Genomic DNA, 19,406 nt, shown 5'->3' with positions numbered 1-19,406 from the left:
GCTACTTCTTCTGCTCGGGCTTCTTCTGCGTCGGGTCGAGCGAGATCTGCTTGTCCTGGACCTTCTTCACTTCGTTGCCCGTGGGCTTGAAGTTCAAGGTCGGCACGACCGCGATCACCGGCTTCTTGCGCGCTTCTTCCTCGGCCTTGCGCTCTTCGAGGCTCGGCACGTCGAGCACCATGCCGCCGGCGGTCGGGTCCTTGCCGAGGAACGCCTTGCCGTCGACCTCGGCGACGTGGAACTCGGTACGGCGGTTCTCGGCGCGGCCCATTTCGAGCTCGTTCGGCGCGAGCGGCTTCGTCTCGCCGAAGCCCACGGCGAGCAGGCGCAGGTGGCTCACGCCGTTGTCGACGAGCCAGTTGCACACGCTGAGCGCGCGCCTCGCGCTGAGGTCCTGGTTCTTGTCCTCGGCTCCGGCGTCGTCCGTATGCCCCTCGATGCGCAGGCGCGTGACCTCGGGGTGCTCGTTGATGAACGCGAGCAGCGTCTTCAGGACCTTCTCGGTCTCGCCGAACTTGTGGATCGTGGCGCTGCCGGTCTGGAAGACGATCTTGCCCTCGATGTAGATCTGGCTCTGGCCTTCCTTCGCGGTCCAGGCCTTCTCGGGGTACCAGCGCGGCAGTTGGCTCTTCTGCTCCGCCTTCGGCACGGGCACGGGCGGGAGGCGGTTGTCCGAGCAGCCGACGAGCGCGGCGAAAGCCCCCAGCGTGGCGGCGAGCGCGACGGACCTTCCAAGCGAGGTGCGGTTCATGAGAGGCCCCAAGCGTCACCCATTCCGGCCTTCTCCCGCAAGTAACTCGGTGCGAGGCGGGCTCGACTTGTGTTCCGGCTCCGATTTAGGCACCGTCCCGAGGACGTGGAGGCCCGCATGGCGCTCGTCGGCAAGCTCGAAGTCACCATCAAAATCAACCGACTCCCCACCGAGGTCACCACGGACAAGAACGGCTGGAAGGAATTCCACGTCGACTTCGGCAAGCGAGGCGCGCGCGTGAGCCTGCGCCCGCGCATGTGGAACCGTCTCGAACAGGCCGCGAACACGCACCCGCACTGGATCGCCGTGATCACCGGCCAGATGGGCGACGACGTGCAAAAGGGCATCTTCAAGCTGCTCGAACCGAACCTGCAGGTGTTCGAGTACACACCGAAGGCGCCCTCGACCGAAGCCAAACCCGAGGATACGAAGGCGCCCGATGGAAAGGCCGCGCCCGTGGCCGCTCCGGAGAACGCCGACGAAAAGCGGGCCGCCTCCCCTCCCGGGGACTGACCGCGTGTTACATCCTCAGCCCATGGCCGAAGCACCTGCCATCGAGGACAAGCTCGCTCGGCTTCGCGAGAGGCTCGTCGAGCTCGGCTCGGTCCTCGTCTGTTACTCCGGCGGCGTCGACAGCGCGTTCGTGCTCGCGGCCGCCCACGCGGCCCTCGGTCCTCGCGCCATCGGCATGACGGCCGTTTCGCCGAGCCTCGCGCCGGGCGAACACGAGGATGCCATCGAGGTCGCCCGCTCGATCGGCGCCGATCATCGGCTGGTCGCGTCGAACGAGATCGAGGATCCCGGCTACGTCGCGAACAACCCCGACCGCTGCTTCCACTGCAAGAGCGAGCTCTACCGGATCGCCGCGCAGAAGCGGGCCGAGTGGGGGCTTTCGGCGATCCTGAACGGGACGAACATCGACGATCTCGGCGATTACCGGCCGGGGCTCGAAGCGGCGCGGCTCGCCGGCGTGCTGAGCCCGCTCGTCGAGCTCGGCTTCACGAAGGCCGACGTCCGAGCGGGCGCGTCGGCGATGGGACTGCCCATCTGGGACAAACCCGCGGCCGCCTGCCTGTCGAGCCGCATCCCGTACGGTACGAGCGTCACGCGGGAACGGCTTTCGCAGATCGGCGGCTTCGAGGCCGCGCTGAAGCGGCTCGGCTTCCGGCAGGTGCGCGTGCGTTACCACGGCGAGCTCGCTCGGATCGAGCTCGCGCTCGCCGAGCTCACGCGCGCGGCCGAGCCGGAGATCCGCGACGCGATCGTCGCGGCGGGCAAGCAGAACGGATTCAAGTACGTCACGCTCGACCTCGCCGGCTACCGCGTGGGCAGCCACAACGAGGTCCTCGTCGGCAAGAGCCTGCGTATCGTGAGCTAGCGCGTTCCGAAAAGGAGGAGGTCTCGTGGGTCGATTCGATCACCTCGCCACCCAGCCTCGCCGCGGCCCGGCCGACCTCTTCCGCTGGCGGGTCCTCGATCCGCTGAAAGGCAAGAAGATCAAGGATCCGGGCGGGTTCATCACGCCGAGCCGCCCGCACGACGCGGACCTCGTGAAGAGCCCCGAGCCGAGCCTTTCCTGGATCGGGCACGCGAGTTTTCTGCTCACGCTCGGCAAGAAGAACATTCTCTTCGATCCGGTCCTCGGCGAGCGGATCGGCCCGATCAAGCGGCTCGTCGCGCCGGGGATCACGTGGCAGGACTTGCCGCCGATCGACATCGTCGTGATCACGCACAACCACCGGGATCACCTCGACGCGTGGAGCATCGAGCGGCTCGGCGATCGGCCGACGTACGTGGCGCCGCTCGGCAATGCGCGGTTTTTGAAGGCGGCCGGGGCGTCGGCGAAGATCGTGGAGCTCGACTGGTGGGAGACGACGGGCATCGATTCGCTGGAAATCACGCTCGTGCCGGCGCGGCACTGGTCGATGTATCTTCCTTGGGATCGCAATGACGCGCTCTGGGGCGGATACGTGATCCGCGGGCCCGAGGGCACGGCGTATCACTCCGGGGATACCGCGTACTGGGATACGTTCGAAGAGATTGGCCGCCGGGCGGGGCCGATCGACTGGGCGATGCTGCCCATTGGCGCGTACGAGCCGCGCTGGTTCATGGAGCCGCAACACATGGGGCCCGAGGAGGCGGCGTCGGCCGCGAAGATGCTACGCGCGAAGCATTTCGTGGCCATGCATTGGGGGACGTTCAAGCTGACGGACGAGCCGATCGGCGAGCCGCCCGAGCGGGCGCGCGCGGCGTGGCAGGCCGAGGGCGGCGCCGAGGACAACCTCTGGATCCTCGACGTGGGCGAGACGCGATATCTCGGGCGTTAGCCGCGTACCCGGAAAGCTTTACCGGGAAACGATCTGGCGCTCAGCGCTCATGGGCACGGGGAACTCGGCCCCGTACCGGAGCCGTCGGTGCTGTTCGTCACGCAGGGCGGATTGGCGGACGTATACCATACGTTGCCGGGGAGGTTCCGGATCGAGGCGGCAACACTGTTCACGCGCACCTCGAAATGGACGTGGGTGCCGCTGCAGTTGCCCGTGCAGCCAGCGTACGCGACCGTGCAGCCGGTGCTCCTCGCTTGACCATTCCACATCGTGCCGGCCCAGCCATTGAGATGCGCGTAGAAGGACTCCTCGCTGTTCTGATGGTTGATCTTGAGCAGGTTACCAAAACCTTCATTGTTCCACCCAAAGAATGAGACCCATCCGCTGTAAGCCGCACGGACCGGGAAGTTGTCGCTCAGCATGTAGTCGATGGCCTCGTAATGGCTTCCCTGGTGCGTCGCGCTGCACCCCGGGCCCGTGCTGATGGCCGAGGTTCCGACGAACGGGAGCCGGTACGTCCCCACGAGGTTGGTCGCCGAGGTCGGCGCCTTGATGGCGAGAACGCCGGACGAATCGTATGCGTCGAGATCGAGCGCGCGGAAGTCCGGGCCATAGACCTCGGCGAGCGTCCGAGGGCTCGTCTCGTCGAAGGTGAATGACGCAACGGCGCGGTCGAAGAGGGCCGCGTCGCTTTCGGGGAGGTTCGACCAGACGAACCATATGGCGTCACCACGACGGATGTTCACCATTCGGTACGAGATCTCGGGCGTCGTGCCCGTCATGAGCAACGCATCCTCGCCGGACACCCGAAAGCCCGTCTCGAGGGTCGTGGACGTTTCCCCGGGCCCGTAGACGGCAGAAGCCTTCTCGTACTTCCGAGTCCAGCTCGCCAGCGTATCGTTTGGCTTGAACGATGCCGTGTGGACGCCGATCTCGATTTTCGCGGTGGAGTTCGGATCGCGGAAGGAGACCGTCGTGCCGATGCCCATGGGCTGCTCGTCGGGGAGCTTCCAGCCCGCGGGGACCTGAAGCGAGAAGCCGAGCTCGCTGTCGTGGTAGGAGTGGACGTCCTCAGCGGGTACGCTCTCGTCGATCTGGCTGCATGCGCCGCTGCCAGCGACGGCGAGGGTGGCAAACAGGACGGCGAAAAGGCGGTTGATGATTCGGAAATCGTCGCGGGGCATAACTCTCCAACACCGCGTCTCGAGACACACGAAAACTCTGGTGTTGGAGCGGCAAGGTAGTCGCCCTACAATGGGTGGCCAACTTTACAGGCGCGCCCGCCGCAATGATCGACGAGGCAGGCGAGAGCGGACTCCCGAAACGTGCGCGGGGGGGGCTGAGCATTGGTCTCATCTGGGAGCCGCTTCGCTGGGGCGTTGCCCCAGGCCCCACCGGGGCTATCCGCCCCTGGACCCGGACCAGCGCAAGCGCTGGACCCGGGGTCGATGAACTGCGCGATGCGCAGTTCATCGAACAGGCCGAGGAACGACCCCTGCCAACCAAGACAGCCGCGCTGCCATTTCTATTGGCAACGCTGTCCCTGGTCTTGCCACCGGCCCGTGGAAGAACTGCGCATCGCGCAGTTCTTCCCTGAAGGTCCAGGGCTTGCCCTGGTTCGGGTCGAGGGGCGAACAGCCCCCGCGGGGTCCGGGGCAGCGCCCCGGCGCGACGCCTCGCGATGAGACCAATGCTCAGCCGTTGGGGAAGATCAGATGGCGAGCGCGCCCGTTCGCAGGAGATACGCGAGCTTCTTTCGCTGCTCGGCCGACAGAATCGCGTGAATGCGCCCGATCGAGCGCACCACCGATGCTTGCAGCCGTTCGGCGCTCTTCACCCGATCCGCGCGGATCTGATCGAGCCGCGTATCGTCGATCTTTTCGCCGAGCACCGCGTCGGCGAACGCGCTCGTCGAGCGCCGATGATCCACCGCGGCTTGCGCCCGCTCGATTTTCAGCTCGTCCAGGATCGTCGCGAGCTCCGCGATTTGCCCGTCGTCGAGCTCCAGCCGATGGGCCAAGAATCGCAGCGGCCGGCGCACGCCGAAGTTGCCGCCGCCCGCTCCGTCGAAGTCGGAGCCGCCGGGCAGATCGTCGCCGCCCCCGTGCCCATGGCCGCCGCCTCTCCCGGGGCCGCAACCGCCTCCGAACCACGCACGACGACCGCCGGACCAACCCTCGGGGCCACACGAGCCGCCTCGGCCCGCGTGCCACCACGCCACGAATGCAGGATGCATTTTCACTCCTCCTCGCCGGGGCTCGTCGCGCCCGGCGGGTGTTTCGAGCGCGGGCCTCATGCCTCGCGCCGTGGGAGGAGCTTGCGGCTCGCCGCGCCAGCTGTCAACACGCGCCTCCCGGGTACGCATTTCTTTACAATCGTCCCGGCCGAGCTCGACGGAGCCGATCAGAAGAAGTCGACCCTCTCGATGATGACCTCGAGCTGGGTCTGTATCCCGGAGGGCCGCCGACCGTCGCGCAACCAGAAGTTGATGCGGGGGAACGTCGTGTTCGCCGGCGTCGGCACCCCCGTGGTGAAGACCGTGGTCACCCTGCTCCCGCCGAATCCGAGGGGAACACTCGAAAAGTCCACGCGACCGGGCGACCAGACGAACGTGTGTTCGCTCCGGGCCCAGGCGCCGCCACCCACGCTGTACCCCCGGGAGCTCGGCTGCAACGAGTGAAACAGGTTCTGGCCCGTGTTTCCGAATCGCGCGATCTCGACATCCATCTCGTTGTTGGCCGGCACGTCCGTGTTGTCCCACGTGAAAAAGCCGAGCACCGATTGCTGGTGAAAGTTATCGATCGGTGTCGCGAGGACCATCCTGTACGTGCCGTATCCAATGGACTCCCGCATGATCAGCTCGGAGGACGTCCAGATGCCATTGATACGGCGAATCAGCATGTGAAGGCGCCCTTGCGGGTCGACGAACACGTTGCTCGCGCTGAACACGTTGGGGCCGGGCCCGACCAGCGCGCCTCCGCTGTCCTTGAGATCCCACTCGAAACCGGAGAACGTGAGGGCGCGCGCGTCGGGCGAGATCGTGAGCGCGCAAAGCAGGAGAGCCGAGGAAAAACCAGTCGACACCGCTTTCTCGATGACCAGCATGCCCTCGCTCGGTGCCATCGCCGTGCCACGCGGCGGCAAAGGCCGACGCGGGAGTGTCGTGGAATGGGCGGGGAAAGATTGTCCCCGCCTCCCTCTCGACTCTCGCTGTTCCACGAATTCGGATGGGAAGCGCCTGCGCAGCGGCGGGGCGCACGGACGCGCGGATGGGCCCGCTACCTGCGCTTGGTCGAGGCGCGCCGCGCGCGACGGAACAGACCGCCGAGGCCGAGCCCGAGCGCCACCACGAGGGCGGACGCGCCGGGCGTTCGGCCCGAAGCGCCGCAGCCGCCGAACGTGGTGGGCTCGGGCGTCGGGGTCTCGATCGGCTGATCCGGATCGAGGATCACGGGCGGATCGACTTGCGTGAAGTGGCCTTTGTCATCAACGGAAGCGTTGATTGCGGTCAGCGCCTCGTTGCCCCCGGAGTCGAGCACGGAGACGAACACCGTGACCTTCTTGCCGAAAAGCGTGGACGGCGGCGTGATCGCGAGCTCGGCCTTGCCCGCGCGACCCTCGAAAAGCCCTTCCCCGGCGAAGATCTCCTCCGCGGAGTCGACCGCGGGCTCGATCATCTTGACGAGCCAGTGGTCGAGGGCGAGGTCGTCCGAGGCATCGAGGGCGACGTGCAGGGTCGTGCCGTCGGCCGTCGCCGCGACCTCGAGCGTGGGGTCATTCCCGTCCTCGACGACGACGGGCCTCGAAAAGACGTCCGGGCTCGCGCCGTTCGGGCCGATCGCGCGCACGGCCACGCGGTACGGGCGATCGGCGAGCACGCCCTCGAGGTCGAGCGGAATCTCGGTCCCCGCGGCGGTCTTGTAGGCCGGGGACCAGAGGGCCTGGTCGTCCGGGCCGACGAGCGCGTATTCGTAGCTCTTCGCCTCGGCGACCGGCGCGAACGCGACCGTGACCGCCTCGCCAGGCTTGACGACGTGCGGCGCATCATCCGGCGGGCCGTCGTCTGTCGCGCCAAACGAGATGAAGCCCGGCGTGAGGCAGCCGGGGACGTCGATGTGGTGAATGTAGCCGTCCGCAACGCCCACCATGATCTCGTCCGCGCCGTCGCCGTCGGTGTCACCCACGACGGGCTCGGCGACCGAGCCGCCGAGGAACTTCGACCAGCGGAGATCGAGCGTGCAGGCGTCGAGGGCATACAGGTGTCCGTCCGTCGAGCCCGTGAGAATGGCGGGGCCGCCCGGGCCGAGCGAGGCCACGGAGGTCACGTTCGAGAGCACGCCGGGGCGCTTGCCCGCGGCGATTGCCGCGTCCACGGTGGGGAACGCGCTGCCGCCGGCGAGCGTGCGGGCGCCGAGGAGCGCGCCGGTCGCGCCGTCGAAGGCGCGCAGCGTGGGGGAGAGAACGGCCGGCGTGACGAACCGCGGGGCATTGTCGCAGACGACGCGCGCGCCGGCCATTCCATTGACCTGCTCGGGGCTCTCCGCTTGCCACGCAGTGCCGAGGTCCGCGTGGAGGAGCCGCGGCGAGGAGGCGCCCGCCTGGAGCAGGAGCTCGGGCCCGGGCCCGCCCTGGAACGAGGCGAGCATGGGGAGCGAATACCACATGTAATTGCCCGGCGTCGTGGTGACGACGCCCGTCGCGGCGTCGCGCGCGTTCAGGCCGTCGTTCATCGAATACCACGCATCCGTGCCGTCGCCGTCGAGGTCGCCGACGCCCGAGCCGAAGAAGCCGCCGAAGGGCAAGGGTGCGCCCTGCCAAACGAGGCTCTTGGAGGTGAAATCGACCGCGGACTGGACGATCTGCACGCCCTCGATGCGCCAGTCGAGGCCGACACGCGGGACGCTTTGGCCCTGCACGCGGAGCGGCAAGGGCGTGCCGTGGGGCGCACCGGGGCCGAGGTCGACGGCGCCGAGGGAGGTGCCGTCCTGCGAGCGCCGCGCCACGAGGGCGCTGCCTTCCACGCCGACGACGGCCATCCCGAGCGAATCGAGGTCCACGATGCTCGCCGCCTGCATGCCGGGCTGAATGAAGCGCGGCAGCGGGGGGACGATGAGCGAGGCGAAGCGCGCGTCGCCGACGTAGAGGCCGAGCGGCGAGCCTGGCAGGACCACGAAGGGCCCGAGGTCATCGCTCCCGACGAGCGGCCCGCCCACGGCGCCCCCGCTCGGTTGCATCCCGCCGCCGACGAGCGAGCCCGTCGCCTTGCCGCCCCAGAAGACGATGCCGTTCGTCCCTTGCAGCGCTTGTCCGAGCACGACGATCGTGCCCGCAGTCGTGCCGACGGCGACCTGCGGATACGGCCGGGTAGAGAAATCGGCCCCGAAGACGCCGGTCACGTCGCCGACGAGCGGGACGTGCTCGCCGATCTTCGTCGCGCCCGAGGCGCCGAGCGCGAACCCCTGGATGTCCCGGAAGGTCTGCGGTTTCTCCTGTGCAGCGTAGGGCAGATCGGATTTGGGCCTGCCGACGAGGAGCACCGGGGGTTGTCCGGGCCGCGGGAGCACGGCGAGGCGGTGGTCGAGCGGGCCTCTTTGCCAGCGCTCGAGGTCGGGCATCGAATGGGCGCGCACCCCGGGGATCGGGCCGGCCAGGGACGTGAGGGCATTGCCGTCGAAATGGTGGACCGAGAGGCCCGCCGCGGTCGCGGTGACGAGCTCCGCGCCAGCCGTCGTGTCGAGGTCGGCCGCGCCTTCGAAGCGCGCGCCGGGGAGGACGGCGACGGTCGTGCCTGCCGCGCCCTTCAGGATCTCGGTGGTGAACGGCGACGCAGCGGTCGCGCGGTGCGAGAAGACGAGCTCGTCGATTCCGTCGCCGTCGAGGTCCTTGGCGACGTCGGCGAGCGCGACCATTTCGGCCTCGTATCCAGCGCTCTTTCGCTGGAAGAGTAGCGTCCCGGCCTTCGTCTGCGGATCGAGCTTGAACACCGTGATCCCCGGCGGGCCGACCTTCGCCGCGACCTGGCCGTGCGGCTGCACAACGATGAGCTCCTTGCCCGGCAAACCGTCGATCTCGGCCGCGAGCGCATACGCCTGCGAGAAAGGTTTGTCCTCGATGCCGGGCAGCCCGACCGTGGTCACGGTCTGGCCGTCCTTGCCGCTCACGATCACGATCTCGGACGGCGAGGTGAGCACGATCTCGGGCAAACCGTCGTCATCGAGGTCGAGGATCGTATCCGTGCCGGTGTGCGAGGGCGGCGGCGACGCATTCGCCGGTCGCATCCAGAGCGCGCTGCCCGCGCCAAACCCGGCGGCGAACGAGAAGGCGCCCGCCGTCATGGTGCCGGGCGTCGCGCAAGCCGTGCATTCATCGATGTAGACGTCGGACAAACCATCGCCGTCGAGATCGGTCACGCGGACGGACGCGGGCGCGCGGAACTCGCCGAGCGGCGAGCTCCAGAGGAGTTTCCCCGTCAGGCCGTCGAGGACGTGCGTGCGCGTCTCGGTGCGGACCACGACCTCGTTTCTGCCATCGCCGTCGAGATCGGCGAACGCCTCGACCGCGCCCACGCCGAGGATGTCGCTCTTCCAGAGCGTCGCCCCCGAGACGCCGTGCTTGGCGACGAAACGACCGCCGACGGCCACGACGAACCGCGAGACATGGTCGAGGCCGAAGCGCGCGACGCGGCCCGTGGGGCGGCCGCCCATGTACGCGCGCCAGGTGACGATGGGCTCGACCACCGGCACGTTCCCCGCCGATGCGCCCGTGCGCGCGGCGTCATGGCGCGAGACGGGCCAGGTGTCGGCTTCGGCGCGGCCAGGCGAAATTCCTCCCGCGAGAACGACGAGCGCGCCGAGCAAGGCAGCACGAGACGAGCAGCGCATGACTCCTCCCTTCAAATGGGTGGATCTTGGTTGTTTGGTGGACCTTCCACATTCAAGCGCACCGCGCAGGGTTCGGGGGGTGCGGAGCGCACTTCAACGCGGCAGGGCGCCGTGCTAGGCACTCGCGCGTGCCGTTTTCGCGCATCCTCGGCCAGGACGAGGCCATCCGGACCCTCGTACGGGCCCTCGAGAGCGGGCGCGTCCACCACGCCTACCGCTTCGAAGGGCCCGACGGCGTGGGCAAGGAGATGGCCGCCTTCGCGCTGGCGCAAGCGCTCGTGTGCACCGGCGGCGACAAGCTCGGCTGCGGGCGATGCGACGCGTGCAAGCGCGCCGTGACGCTCGGGGCCGACCGCCCCGAGGTGCCAAAGCACCCGGATGTGATCCTCGTCGAACGCGGGCTCTACCCGCCGGCGACGCTCGGCAAGAGCTCCGAGGAGGTGCAAGGGATCTCGGTGGAGCAGGTGCGCCGCATCGTGCTCCCCCACGCCTCCTACCCGCCGCACGAGGGCCGCGCGCGGATCTTCATCATCCGCAGGGCCGAGGAGATCACGGTGCAAGCCGCGAACGCGCTCCTCAAGACGCTGGAAGAGCCGCGGCAAGGGACACACTTCGTGCTGCTCACGTCGCGGCCGGATCGCATGCTCGACACGATCCGATCCCGCACGCTGAAGATCCGCTTCGGGCCGCTCTCGGATGCGGTGCTGCACAAGATCCTGGAGGCGGGAGGGATGCCCGCGGGCCAGCAGGACCTCGCGATCGAGCTCGCCGCAGGCAGCGCGGCAGCGGCGCTCGATCTCGCCGACGCAGAGCGCACGGCGGCGCGCGACGAGTTCGTCACGTCGATGCTCTCGGCCGTGGCGGCGCCGGATCTCGGGCCGGCGGTGGCGCTCGCGGAGGCGCTCGACACGAAGGACAAGGAGCGGCTGCGCGATGACCTGCGCGCCCTCGGGGCGGCGCTTGCCCGTTCGGCGCGTGGTCGCGCGGCGAGTGATCCGCGCGCGTCCGTGATCGACGCCCGGCGCTACGAGTTCGTGCTCCGCACGATCGGGTACCTCGAGCGCAACGCTTCGCCGAACCTGTCGATCATCCAGCTCGTGTCGGAGCTGCGCGACGCGATGCCCTGATCAGCCCTCGTCGTCGCCGCGGCCCATGCGGTCGTACTCGCCTTCGTCGAGGCGGCGACCGGCCCACGCGAGCGCCTTGCCTTCACTCGTGACGACGATCGCGACCTCGCGGCCGCCGGCCTCGTACATGGCGAGGATGCCCGACGGGCCGACCGTCGGCGCGCCCTGGCCAAGCCGCTCGAACGTCACGGGCAAGCGGCTCCGGCGTTGCATCGCCATGCCTCGAATTTCGAGCGTCCCCGGCGGCTCGGGCGGCGTGTCCACGGCCTCTGGGCTGAGCCAGAGGGCCGCGCGCGCATCCGCCGGGAAGAGCGCCACGGCGTGGTGCGCGAGGCCCTCCGGCGCCACGAAGATCACCGCGGCGAGCGCCTGCTCCCGCGCCACGATCGCGCCCGCGAGCCAGCGCTCGTCGCCCTCCGCGGAGACGACGTCGCCGAGCGCAAACGCGAGCCCCGCGAGCGGATCGGCGGGCGCGGGCGCCTTCAGCGCGCGAGGCTTCTTCTTGTCATCGAGCGCCTTGGTCTCGTCCGGCCCCGGGGCCTCACGCGTGCTCTCGCGGCGCCGGCTCGCGAGGTAGCCGAGGGACGCGGCCACGGCGGCCGTGACGGCGATGGCGACGAGGCTCATGTGTTCTCCGTTCGGGGCATCGTGCCGAGGATCGCCTCGTGCAGCGTCCGCGCGCGCCCCGTCGCCTCGGCGAGACCCGCGTCCCCGCTCGCGATCGGCAAGAGCGCGCCGATGACCGCCGCGGCGTCGACGACCTCGCCGACCGCGGCCGCGTTCTCCATCGTGATCCCGCCGATCGCCACGAGCGGACGCGTATACCCGAGCGAGCGCGCGTGCCGCGCGAGCGCCGCGAGGCGCGGAAGGCCGATCGGAGGCTCGGCGTCGTCTTTGTTTTGTGTCCCAAAGACGGGACCGATCCCGAGGTAGTCCGCGCCCTCGGCGACGGCGGCGTCGATTTGAGCCTCGTCGTACGTCGACAGTCCCACGGTGAACGACGCGCCCGTCCGCGCCGCGAGCGCGCGCACGAGCGGTACGGGCAGATCCGTTTGACCTACATGGATCCCCGGGCAGCCCGTGAGCAGCGCGAGGTCGGGCCGATCGTTCGCGTAGAGCGGGACGGAGGCGCGCGCAGCGAGCTTCGTGAGCTCGGCGAGGAGCGCGAGCGTGCGCCGCACGCCCGAAGTTTTGTCGCGGAGTTGGATCGCGGCGGGGCGGGCGGCGAGCACCGCCTCGGCGAAGGCGACGACGTCGATTCCGCGCCGGTCGAGCGCGGCGGTGTCCACGATGGCGTACAGACCTCGCATGCGGGCGCTCATTTGTACGCTAAGGTTGACGCCCTCGGAAGGAAAGCGGAAAGCCGCCTCTCGACCGACGCCGGAGCTCCCGTTGATGCGACCCTCGCGCGCTTCCCTCCTCGCCTCGCTGTTCTGCCTCTCGAGCCTCGTCTTGCCGAGCGCCCACGCGGCGCCGCCCGCGAAGCCCGCGAAGGCCCAGAAAGCGCCCGAGCCGCCGCCGCTCCCGCCCGCGCAAGCGCGCCTCTGGATCGTCGCGCCGACGATGACGGGGCCGTGGACGATGCGGATCGACAACGAGGGCACGGTCCCCTTGCGCGTGCCCGCCGACCCGCGGCTGCTCCGGTTCGAGATCGAGATCGAAGGCGAGAAGAAGCCCACGACGTGCGAGCTGCCGAAGGCGCTCAAGCCGTCGAGCTTCCCCGAGAGCCGCGCGCTCCTGCTCGGCCCGGGGCAGTCGTACGTCGAGCCCTTCGATCCGCGGCTCTTCTGCTTCGGCAAGGCCGCGGACGCGCTCCGGCCGGGCGTCACGTTGCACGCGCGCCTCGGCTGGGATCCGCCGAAGAAGACCTCGAAGAAGCCGCCCGAGCCGCCCTTCGCCGCCGAGAGCACCGAGCGCGAGCCGACGGTCGCCCCGCAGCCGCAGATCCTCGCGCCCGCGATCGTGCTCGGCGAGAGCCCGCCTCCTCCGCCTCCACCGCCGCAAGCCGCGAACGGCAGCACGAACGGAACGAAGCCTGCGGACGGCAAGCCGCCCGCGCCCGCGCCGATCGTCGACGAGCGCGCCGGGAGGCTCGAAATCACGGCCGATGCGTGGAAGGACGTGGCCGCGCCGAACGGGGTCTCGTTGACGGTGACCGCGAAAAACGCGGGGCTCCGGCCGATCTTCGTGGCGCTCCGGCCGTGGATGTTCTCGTTCCGCGTCGACGGGCCTTACGGGCACACGAAGAGTTGTCTCGGCGATCCGCCGCGCGGGCTGCCGCGCGACGCGTTCCGGACCTTGAAGCCCGGCGCCTCCACCTCGTTCACCATCCTGCTCCACGAGGTCTGCCCGCGCGGCACGTTCCCGCGCCCGGGCCTCTACCGCGTGACCACCACGCTGAACGCCGGCGAGACCGTCGAGGGCGCCGAGGCCTACACGGCCGAGCTCTTCACGAAGACGCCCACGCTCCTCCGGCTCGCGTCCGCGCCCGAGCCCTTCTTCGCCGAGCCGCCCAAGGCCCTGCCCCCGCCTCCGCCGCCGCCCGCGGATACCTCCGCGTCCCCCGACGCGCCGCAATCGCCCGAGGCGACGCCTGCCGCGCCTTCGGCTCCGGCTCCGACCGACAAGTAAAACCCCCCGCTCGGCCCCCCCGGCCGAGGCGTTACTTGTTCACGGGAATGCGGATCACGAGGCCACCCATCATATCGCCTTCCTTGAAGTCCTTGCGCGGGCTGTCGGCGTGCTCGTTGTGGCAATTCGCGCACGCGGCGGCGACGGCCTTGTCCGGATAAACCGCGGTGAAATAGGTCTTGTCCGCGATTTTCTCCTCCGTGTAGTAGTTCTTGCCCGGGTTCTCCGCGACGAACTTGAGGCCCGCCTTCTCGGCGTCCGTCTTGGCCTTGTTCTGCTGGTTGATCGGCCACTGCGAGAGGAGCGCGTACGAGAAGCTCGAGTTCGTCTTCTGCGCGTGCTCGGCTCCCATGCGCAGCATCTGCGCCGGCAGCGGGAGCGTCTTCTCTTCCTTGAACCGCTCGGTCGCCTTGATCGCGTTCTCCTTCACGAGGCGATCGACGACCTGGCCCGCGTAGGTCGCGCGATCGGCCGCAATGACGGCGTAGAGCGCGTCCGCCATCTGCTGCGGCTGGATGCCCCCGCCCGCGCCTCCACCCTGGCTGCCGCAGCCGAACGCCGTCACGCCGGCGAGGGCCACGGCGCTACACAGCATCGCGCCCGCCTTCGAGTGTCCCATCTTCACGTCGTCTTCTCCTTGCTCAGCGCTTCCCCTGCGCTGCGCGCTTCTCGACCATGTCCACGCTCGCCACGTGTTTCTTCGGGCGACCGGCGAAGTTGTGCCGGACGAGCTCCGGGTCCGCGACCGCGTCGAGCGAAAAGCCCACGCCGTGGCAGCTCGCGCAGACGTTGCGGACCATGTTCTCGCTCGGCCTCAAGTTGTCGTTCTGGTTGTGCTGCACCACGACAGCTCCACTCGACGACTTCTCGCGGGGCATGTGGCACGTTGCACACGATACACCCGTCCCGGGCGGAGCCGTGCGGTTTATCTCGGCCTCCCACAACTTGAAGTGCGGCGACCGCTGGTAGGACCGGCTGTGTTCGTCGTCGTGGCATCCGAGGCACGAGTCCACGGCTGCTTTGCGGGCATTCACGGAGTGCCCGCCGTGACAACTGTCGCAGCCGACCTCGAGCTCCTTGGCCTCGGCCCGCATGGGCAAACGCGCGCGTCCCGGGCTCATCGGGCCGAGGCCCGCGGCGACGCTCATCCCGTGCTTCCCCAGGCCAAACCCCTTGTTTTGTTCGCCATGGCAGCCCGCGCAGATCGTCAGCGGGGGTTTGTTCACCCAGGCGAGCCCCTGCGTTCCGCCGTGACAACCGGAGCAGTTGATCCCCGAGCGCGCGTGCGCCGACTCCTCCCACTCGGAGACGAGCGCCGCCGAGAACGCCACCGTGCGCGGCGCGTCCTGATCCTTCGCGGCGAGCGACTTCGGCCCCTTCGCGACCATCGCGACCCCGCGCGGCAAGACCTTCGCCGACGCGAGCACGAACGGCTCGCCGATGTGCTTCTTCAGGTAATCTTCCCAGAGCGCGCGGTTGTCGTGGTAGTTGTGGCAGCCCGCGTCGCTGCAGGTGGTAAACGACATCCCCGCGTGGCTCGGCCGCTCGGTGCCGACGTCGGCGTGGCACGTGACGCAGAAATCCACGGGGAGCGTGTAGCCCTCGCGGTGCGTCCCCTCGGGCCAGTGCTCGACGTGGCACGTGACGCAGCGACGCGCGTCGATCTTTTCGAGGTTGCCGGCGTTGCGCGGGTCGTTGAACTTCGAGGCCGGGTGCGAGTCGGCCGCGGTGCGCTGTTCGCCGTGGCAATTCGTGCAAGCGTCGTCCTTCACGCCGCCGAACGGGGTATGGCAGGACGCGCACGCCATTTCGATTTGATGATGCCCGTGGGACGTCTGGTCGGGCAAATAGAGCGTCTGGTCCCGCGAGGTGAACCGGAAGGCCCCGAAGCCGCCCACGAGCCCCGTGAGCAGGAGCCAGGCCAAGATCGAGGTACGCGTGCTCATCAAAAGGCCCGCCTCTCAGTAGTAGTACACGGCAAGCACATGGAGGGCGATCAGGATCGGCAGCGGCCAGGTCAGGAGGAGGTGAACGTAGGAAGCCCGCAAACGACGGTCCCGCGCAGCGAGGGGGCTCCACCGGGAGCTCACCGCGAACACGCCCCCCGCGAGCGCCCCGAGGATCACCACGGCGAGGAAGTCGATCGTCAGGACGAGGTTGATCCGGGTCCCCGCAGAGAGGCCCGTGTGCAGGAAAAACAAGAGCAAGGTCGCCGCGCCGAGGACGGCGTGGACCGTGCGCCAGACGGGCACGTCCGCGGACCGGAAGCGCTTCCAGCGCTTGCGCAGCGAGACCCCGAGGCTCGCCATCGCGAGCCCGACGAGGGCGTAGCCGCTCACCTGCCTCCCGATCCCCGGGCGCAGGAGCGCGTCCAGGAAGACGCCCGTCTGGATGGAGCGCGAAGGGGTGAGCGAGGGGGCGAGGACCAGCACCAGGACCCAGGATAAAGCGACCACCGACGCAACGAGGAGAATCTTGCGACCGCGCTCCGGCGGAGCCTGGATCGAAGGCGCGATCGAGGGGCGCGCCGGCGGCACCGAGGGGGTCTGGAGCGCGCCCGGCGGTATGCTGAGGCGCTTCGGAGGCACCCAGCTCCGCCGGGACATCGGGGCCCGGTCCACGACGGCGAGGCCCGGTGTGGCGCTCGGCGTGAGCCCGTCGCGCGAGGCCGCGAGGACGTCGGCGATCTCGCCCTCGTCGACGCTCGCGAGGAGGGAGATGCGCGAGTAGCGGGTCGAGGAGCTCTCCTTGCGCTCGTCCGTGTCGATGAGGCCCTCCATCGCGGAGAGCCGGCGCGCCGAGGAGGGCGGCACGTCCGAGGAGGCCGCGAAGAGGGGCAACTCGATGACGGGCAAGGGGGCGAGCCTGGGCAGGGGCTCGTCGACCGAGATGATGGCCACGTCCGAGGGCGGGAGGATGATGCCGCTGGAGATCGGGCGCGAGGACGTCGGCGGCGCGGACGAAGGCGGGATCGCGTGGGAAGAGGGCGGCGGCAAGATGGACGCGACGCGCACCGAGCCGGCCGGCGGGGTCGACCTGCGGATCGGGCCCTCGGCGGTGGCGCGCGCGGCGAGGCCGAGGACGAGGCCGGTCGCGGGCGTCTGGGGGAGCGAAGACGGGGGCGCCTCGCCGCCGAGCCCGATGAGCGCGATTCCGGCCGGCGGGGTCGAGGTGCGACGCGGGGTGCGCGGCGTGATCGCGATGCCCGAGGGCGGCGTGAGCGAAGACGCGCGGACCGAGGGAGGCGCTTGGACCTCCAAGGAACGCGGCGAGCGCGGCACGACGGCAATGCCCGTCGGCGGCGTCGGGGCGGCGTCGTCCCGGGGGACCGGATCGAGCGAGAGGCGCGGCGAGCGCAGCGCGATCTCGGTGCCGGCCGGCGGCGTTTCCGACGCGAGCGCGACGCCACGGCGCGCGACGGGCGCTTCCTCCGGCGCTTCGGGCGCCTCGAATGAAGCGGCGACGAAGTTTGCCGCTTGGATCAGCTCGTCCGACGAAGGCGGCGGGAGGGACGAGCGGAGCGTGCTCGGCGGCGGTAGGTCCACGGCGACCCCCGCGGAGAGCGTCGCGCTGCGCATCGACACGGGGCCCGCGTCGCCTTCGTCCTCGGCCGGCGCGTGGATCATGCGGCCCCGAACGGACATCGGCGCCGGCTCGATGTCCTCGTCGTCCTCGACCACCACGGGCGCGAGGGGCGTCAAGCTCGGAAGGCCGAGGCCCTGCGCGCTCGTGAGCGCCGGCGGCCGATCCGTGATGGTGATCGAGAAGCGGCGCGAGGTCGGCGCGATGTCGAGGACCGCGGGCGGCCCGAGCTCGAGCCCCGCGAGGGCCTCGAGCGACGACGGAATGCCGTCGCGGCGCGAGCGCGGCGCGTCGCTGTCGAGGGACGACGACGACACGGTGGCGAGGGACGAGGGCGGCAGGACGCTCGTGCGTCTCGACGATTCGAGCCGCGACGAGGGCGAGAGCTCGCCGCCGCGACGGCTCCGCGGCCCCTCCCCGCGCCGCGACCGGGGCCCGCCGTCGCCGCGACGGCTCCGCGGAGCCTCGCGCCACGACGCGGGCATCGGTTCGAAGACGCTCACGGGTCCGTCCTGGCCGAGGAGCTCCGCGAGCAGCGGCTTGCACGAGCCGCAGAGCGTGCCCGCGCCCGTCTTCGTCCCGAGCGCCTCGACGGACTGACACCCGCCCTCGATCGCCAGCGCGAGCGCGCCGCGCGTCACCCGCACGCAGCCGCAGACGATCGCCTCGGCCGGCCACTCCGTGACGGGCGAGGACTCGGACTTCGGCCACAGGTTGCCCGTGCCGCGGAACCTGCGCATGTCCCAGAACGAGAGCGGCAGCGGCGCCTTGAGCAGCTCTCGGATGCGGTCGAGGTTCTCCCACTCGCCCACGGTCACCGCGCCGATGAGCCGTCCGTCGCGGATCACGAGCTTGCGGTAGACGCCGCCGCCGCTGAACACGAGCGCGTTGCCGCCGAGCCGCTGATCGCCGTCGTGCTCGCCGAGCGCCGCGACGGTCACGCCCATCAGCTTGAGCTTCGCCGAGGTGTCGGCGCCCTCGAACTTGCGCTCGGCGCCGAGCAGGTTCGCCGCGAGCACGTCGACCATCTGGTAGCCCGGCAAGACGAGGCCGTACGTCGTGCCCTGGTGCGACGCGCACTCGCCGACGGCGAAGATTTGCTCGTCGGGCTCGCGCGTCTTCCGGTCGATGGCCTGCAGCCGATCGTCGACCACGATCCCGCCGTTGCCGGCCATCTGCAGGCCCGCTGCTTTCGCGAGCTCGCCGCGTGGGCGCACGCCGGCCGCGAAGATCACCATGCCGACGATGAGCGTCTCGCCGTCGTCGAAATGCAGGCGCAGCGCCATCGCAGGCTCGACGGCGTCGTCCTCGCCCTCGGCCTCGTCCGGCTCGCGCGGGGCAAGGGTCCGGTAGGCGCCGCCGTTGCCGTACGCTCCGCCGGGCGGATCGAGCGAGACTTGCTCGATCCGGAGGAGCTTCTTCCCGCACCGGACCTTCACGCCCATCCGCTCGACGTGGTCGCGCAGCGCCGCGCCGCCGTCGGCGTCGAGCTGCCGCGGCATCAGGTACGGCGAGACCTCGACGACGTGCACGTCGAGCTCGAGGTCGTAGACCGCCTTCGCCGCCTCCAGCCCGAGCAAGCCTCCGCCGATCACGGCGGCGCTCTTCGTCGGCGCGAAATCGCAGGCGTACTCCTCGATGTCGGCGACGTCGTCGAGCGTGCGGTAGACGAAGACGCCCGGCAGATCGGCGCCTTCGATCGGCGGGACGAACGGGCGCGACCCGGTGGCGAAGACGAGGCGGTTGTACTCGACGCGCAGGCCCGAGCGCGAGCGCACCACGCTCTGCTCGCGATCGATCTCGACGATCGGATCGCCGAGGAAGAGCTCGATCCCGTGTTGCTGGTACCAGCTCTCGGGCGAGAGCGAGAACGTCGAGAGCGGGCGCCCGGCGAAGTACTCCGTGAGGTGCACGCGGTCGTAGGCCGGATGTGCTTCCTCGCCGAACACGAGGATGCGGATCTCGTCGTTCGCGCCGTACTCCACCATTCGCTGGCAGAGCTTCCAGCCGACCATCCCGTTGCCGATGATCACCAGGGTCTGGGACTGGTCGCTCAGGTCCACCGTCGGTCTCCGCTCACCCGTCTTACCCTCGGTCATCGCGGCGG

General features: G+C 69.8%; 15 protein-coding genes. 5 read left to right on the top strand and 10 right to left on the bottom strand.

Features of this window, described 5'->3' with window-relative positions; genetic code table 11:
• Window position 1: 1 nt before the first annotated feature.
• A complete protein-coding gene (locus KEG57_RS22215; protein ID WP_272421045.1) occupies window positions 2-751 on the bottom strand; it encodes an OmpA family protein in 750 nt (249 codons plus the stop codon).
• A 117-nt stretch (window positions 752-868) separates the two neighbouring features.
• On the opposite strand from KEG57_RS22215, the gene KEG57_RS22210 reads away from it, so the two are divergent.
• From KEG57_RS22210 to KEG57_RS22200, 3 genes are read left to right on the top strand one after another with little or no spacing between them, the layout of a single operon-like run.
• The gene (locus tag KEG57_RS22210) at window positions 869-1,264 is read left to right on the top strand and encodes a hypothetical protein (RefSeq protein ID WP_272421044.1); all 396 of its coding nucleotides are present in this window, start codon (window positions 869-871) and stop codon (window positions 1,262-1,264) included.
• 22 nt (window positions 1,265-1,286) lie between these two features.
• Entirely contained in the window at window positions 1,287-2,129 is an 843-nt protein-coding gene (gene larE / locus KEG57_RS22205; RefSeq protein WP_272421043.1) for an ATP-dependent sacrificial sulfur transferase LarE, read from the top strand.
• A gap of 25 nt (window positions 2,130-2,154) precedes the next feature.
• Complete coding sequence (locus KEG57_RS22200; RefSeq protein WP_272421042.1) at window positions 2,155-3,078, top strand: MBL fold metallo-hydrolase; 924 nt, start codon at window positions 2,155-2,157, stop codon at window positions 3,076-3,078.
• A 47-nt stretch (window positions 3,079-3,125) separates the two neighbouring features.
• Here KEG57_RS22200 and KEG57_RS22195 read toward each other — a convergent pair whose 3' ends face one another.
• From KEG57_RS22195 to KEG57_RS22180, 4 genes are all read right to left on the bottom strand, one after another.
• Window positions 3,126-4,262 carry a M23 family metallopeptidase gene (locus tag KEG57_RS22195; protein ID WP_272421041.1) on the bottom strand — a complete coding sequence of 379 codons (1,137 nt, stop codon included), beginning with the start codon at window positions 4,260-4,262 and terminating at the stop codon, window positions 3,126-3,128.
• A 527-nt stretch (window positions 4,263-4,789) separates the two neighbouring features.
• On the bottom strand, window positions 4,790-5,314 hold the full coding sequence (locus KEG57_RS22190; RefSeq protein ID WP_272421040.1) for a Spy/CpxP family protein refolding chaperone: 525 nt from the start codon (window positions 5,312-5,314) through the stop codon (window positions 4,790-4,792).
• Between the two features lie 167 nt (window positions 5,315-5,481).
• Window positions 5,482-6,201, bottom strand: coding sequence for a glycoside hydrolase family 16 protein (locus tag KEG57_RS22185; RefSeq protein ID WP_272421039.1), 720 nt, complete (start codon window positions 6,199-6,201; stop codon window positions 5,482-5,484).
• Between the two features lie 155 nt (window positions 6,202-6,356).
• A complete protein-coding gene (locus KEG57_RS22180; protein ID WP_272458784.1) occupies window positions 6,357-9,959 on the bottom strand; it encodes an FG-GAP repeat domain-containing protein in 3,603 nt (1,200 codons plus the stop codon).
• Window positions 9,960-10,087: 128 nt separating this feature from the next.
• On the opposite strand from KEG57_RS22180, the gene KEG57_RS22175 reads away from it, so the two are divergent.
• On the top strand, window positions 10,088-11,086 hold the full coding sequence (locus tag KEG57_RS22175) for a DNA polymerase III subunit (protein WP_272458783.1): 999 nt from the start codon (window positions 10,088-10,090) through the stop codon (window positions 11,084-11,086).
• On the opposite strand, the gene KEG57_RS22170 is transcribed toward KEG57_RS22175, so the two are convergent.
• On the bottom strand, window positions 11,087-11,713 hold the full coding sequence (locus tag KEG57_RS22170) for a hypothetical protein (protein ID WP_272458782.1): 627 nt from the start codon (window positions 11,711-11,713) through the stop codon (window positions 11,087-11,089). It abuts the gene before it with no gap.
• Complete coding sequence (locus KEG57_RS22165) at window positions 11,710-12,396, bottom strand: thiamine phosphate synthase (RefSeq protein WP_272458781.1); 687 nt, start codon at window positions 12,394-12,396, stop codon at window positions 11,710-11,712. The genes KEG57_RS22170 and KEG57_RS22165 overlap by 4 nt, the downstream gene beginning before the upstream one ends.
• 85 nt (window positions 12,397-12,481) lie before the next feature.
• Between KEG57_RS22165 and KEG57_RS22160 the strand changes: the two genes are divergently transcribed.
• Window positions 12,482-13,717, top strand: coding sequence for a hypothetical protein (locus KEG57_RS22160; RefSeq protein ID WP_272458780.1), 1,236 nt, complete (start codon window positions 12,482-12,484; stop codon window positions 13,715-13,717).
• Window positions 13,718-13,748: 31 nt separating this feature from the next.
• Here the strand turns inward: KEG57_RS22160 and KEG57_RS22155 are convergent, their stop codons facing one another.
• From KEG57_RS22155 to KEG57_RS22145, 3 genes are read right to left on the bottom strand one after another with little or no spacing between them, the layout of a single operon-like run.
• Window positions 13,749-14,336, bottom strand: coding sequence for a Tll0287-like domain-containing protein (locus KEG57_RS22155; RefSeq protein ID WP_272458792.1), 588 nt, complete (start codon window positions 14,334-14,336; stop codon window positions 13,749-13,751).
• Window positions 14,337-14,358: 22 nt separating this feature from the next.
• On the bottom strand, window positions 14,359-15,663 hold the full coding sequence (locus KEG57_RS22150) for a cytochrome c3 family protein (RefSeq protein WP_272458779.1): 1,305 nt from the start codon (window positions 15,661-15,663) through the stop codon (window positions 14,359-14,361).
• 15 nt (window positions 15,664-15,678) lie between these two features.
• Window positions 15,679-19,398: an FAD-dependent oxidoreductase gene (locus KEG57_RS22145; protein WP_272458778.1), complete on the bottom strand. Its 3,720-nt coding sequence runs from the start codon at window positions 19,396-19,398 to the stop codon at window positions 15,679-15,681.
• Between the last annotated feature and the right edge of the window lie 8 nt (window positions 19,399-19,406).

The sequence above is a fragment of the Polyangium jinanense genome, assembly GCF_028435365.1.
This window is presented reverse-complemented; position numbering and strand designations above follow the sequence as displayed.

Excerpts from the sequence above, each read along its gene's own strand:
- KEG57_RS22215 (WP_272421045.1), bottom strand. The coding sequence starts at position 751 with ATGAACCGCACCTCGCTTGGAAGGTCCGTCGCGCTCGCCGCCACGCTG.
- KEG57_RS22165 (WP_272458781.1), bottom strand. The coding sequence starts at position 12,396 with ATGCGAGGTCTGTACGCCATCGTGGACACCGCCGCGCTCGACCGGCGC.
- KEG57_RS22145 (WP_272458778.1), bottom strand. The coding sequence starts at position 19,398 with ATGACCGAGGGTAAGACGGGTGAGCGGAGACCGACGGTGGACCTGAGC.
- KEG57_RS22160 (WP_272458780.1), top strand. The coding sequence starts at position 12,482 with ATGCGACCCTCGCGCGCTTCCCTCCTCGCCTCGCTGTTCTGCCTCTCG.
- KEG57_RS22170 (WP_272458782.1), bottom strand. The coding sequence starts at position 11,713 with ATGAGCCTCGTCGCCATCGCCGTCACGGCCGCCGTGGCCGCGTCCCTC.
- KEG57_RS22155 (WP_272458792.1), bottom strand. The coding sequence starts at position 14,336 with ATGGGACACTCGAAGGCGGGCGCGATGCTGTGTAGCGCCGTGGCCCTC.
- KEG57_RS22150 (WP_272458779.1), bottom strand. The coding sequence starts at position 15,663 with ATGAGCACGCGTACCTCGATCTTGGCCTGGCTCCTGCTCACGGGGCTC.
- larE (WP_272421043.1), top strand. The coding sequence starts at position 1,287 with ATGGCCGAAGCACCTGCCATCGAGGACAAGCTCGCTCGGCTTCGCGAG.
- KEG57_RS22195 (WP_272421041.1), bottom strand. The coding sequence starts at position 4,262 with ATGCCCCGCGACGATTTCCGAATCATCAACCGCCTTTTCGCCGTCCTG.
- KEG57_RS22185 (WP_272421039.1), bottom strand. The coding sequence starts at position 6,201 with ATGGCACCGAGCGAGGGCATGCTGGTCATCGAGAAAGCGGTGTCGACT.
- KEG57_RS22180 (WP_272458784.1), bottom strand. The coding sequence starts at position 9,959 with ATGCGCTGCTCGTCTCGTGCTGCCTTGCTCGGCGCGCTCGTCGTTCTC.
- KEG57_RS22190 (WP_272421040.1), bottom strand. The coding sequence starts at position 5,314 with ATGCATCCTGCATTCGTGGCGTGGTGGCACGCGGGCCGAGGCGGCTCG.
- KEG57_RS22210 (WP_272421044.1), top strand. The coding sequence starts at position 869 with ATGGCGCTCGTCGGCAAGCTCGAAGTCACCATCAAAATCAACCGACTC.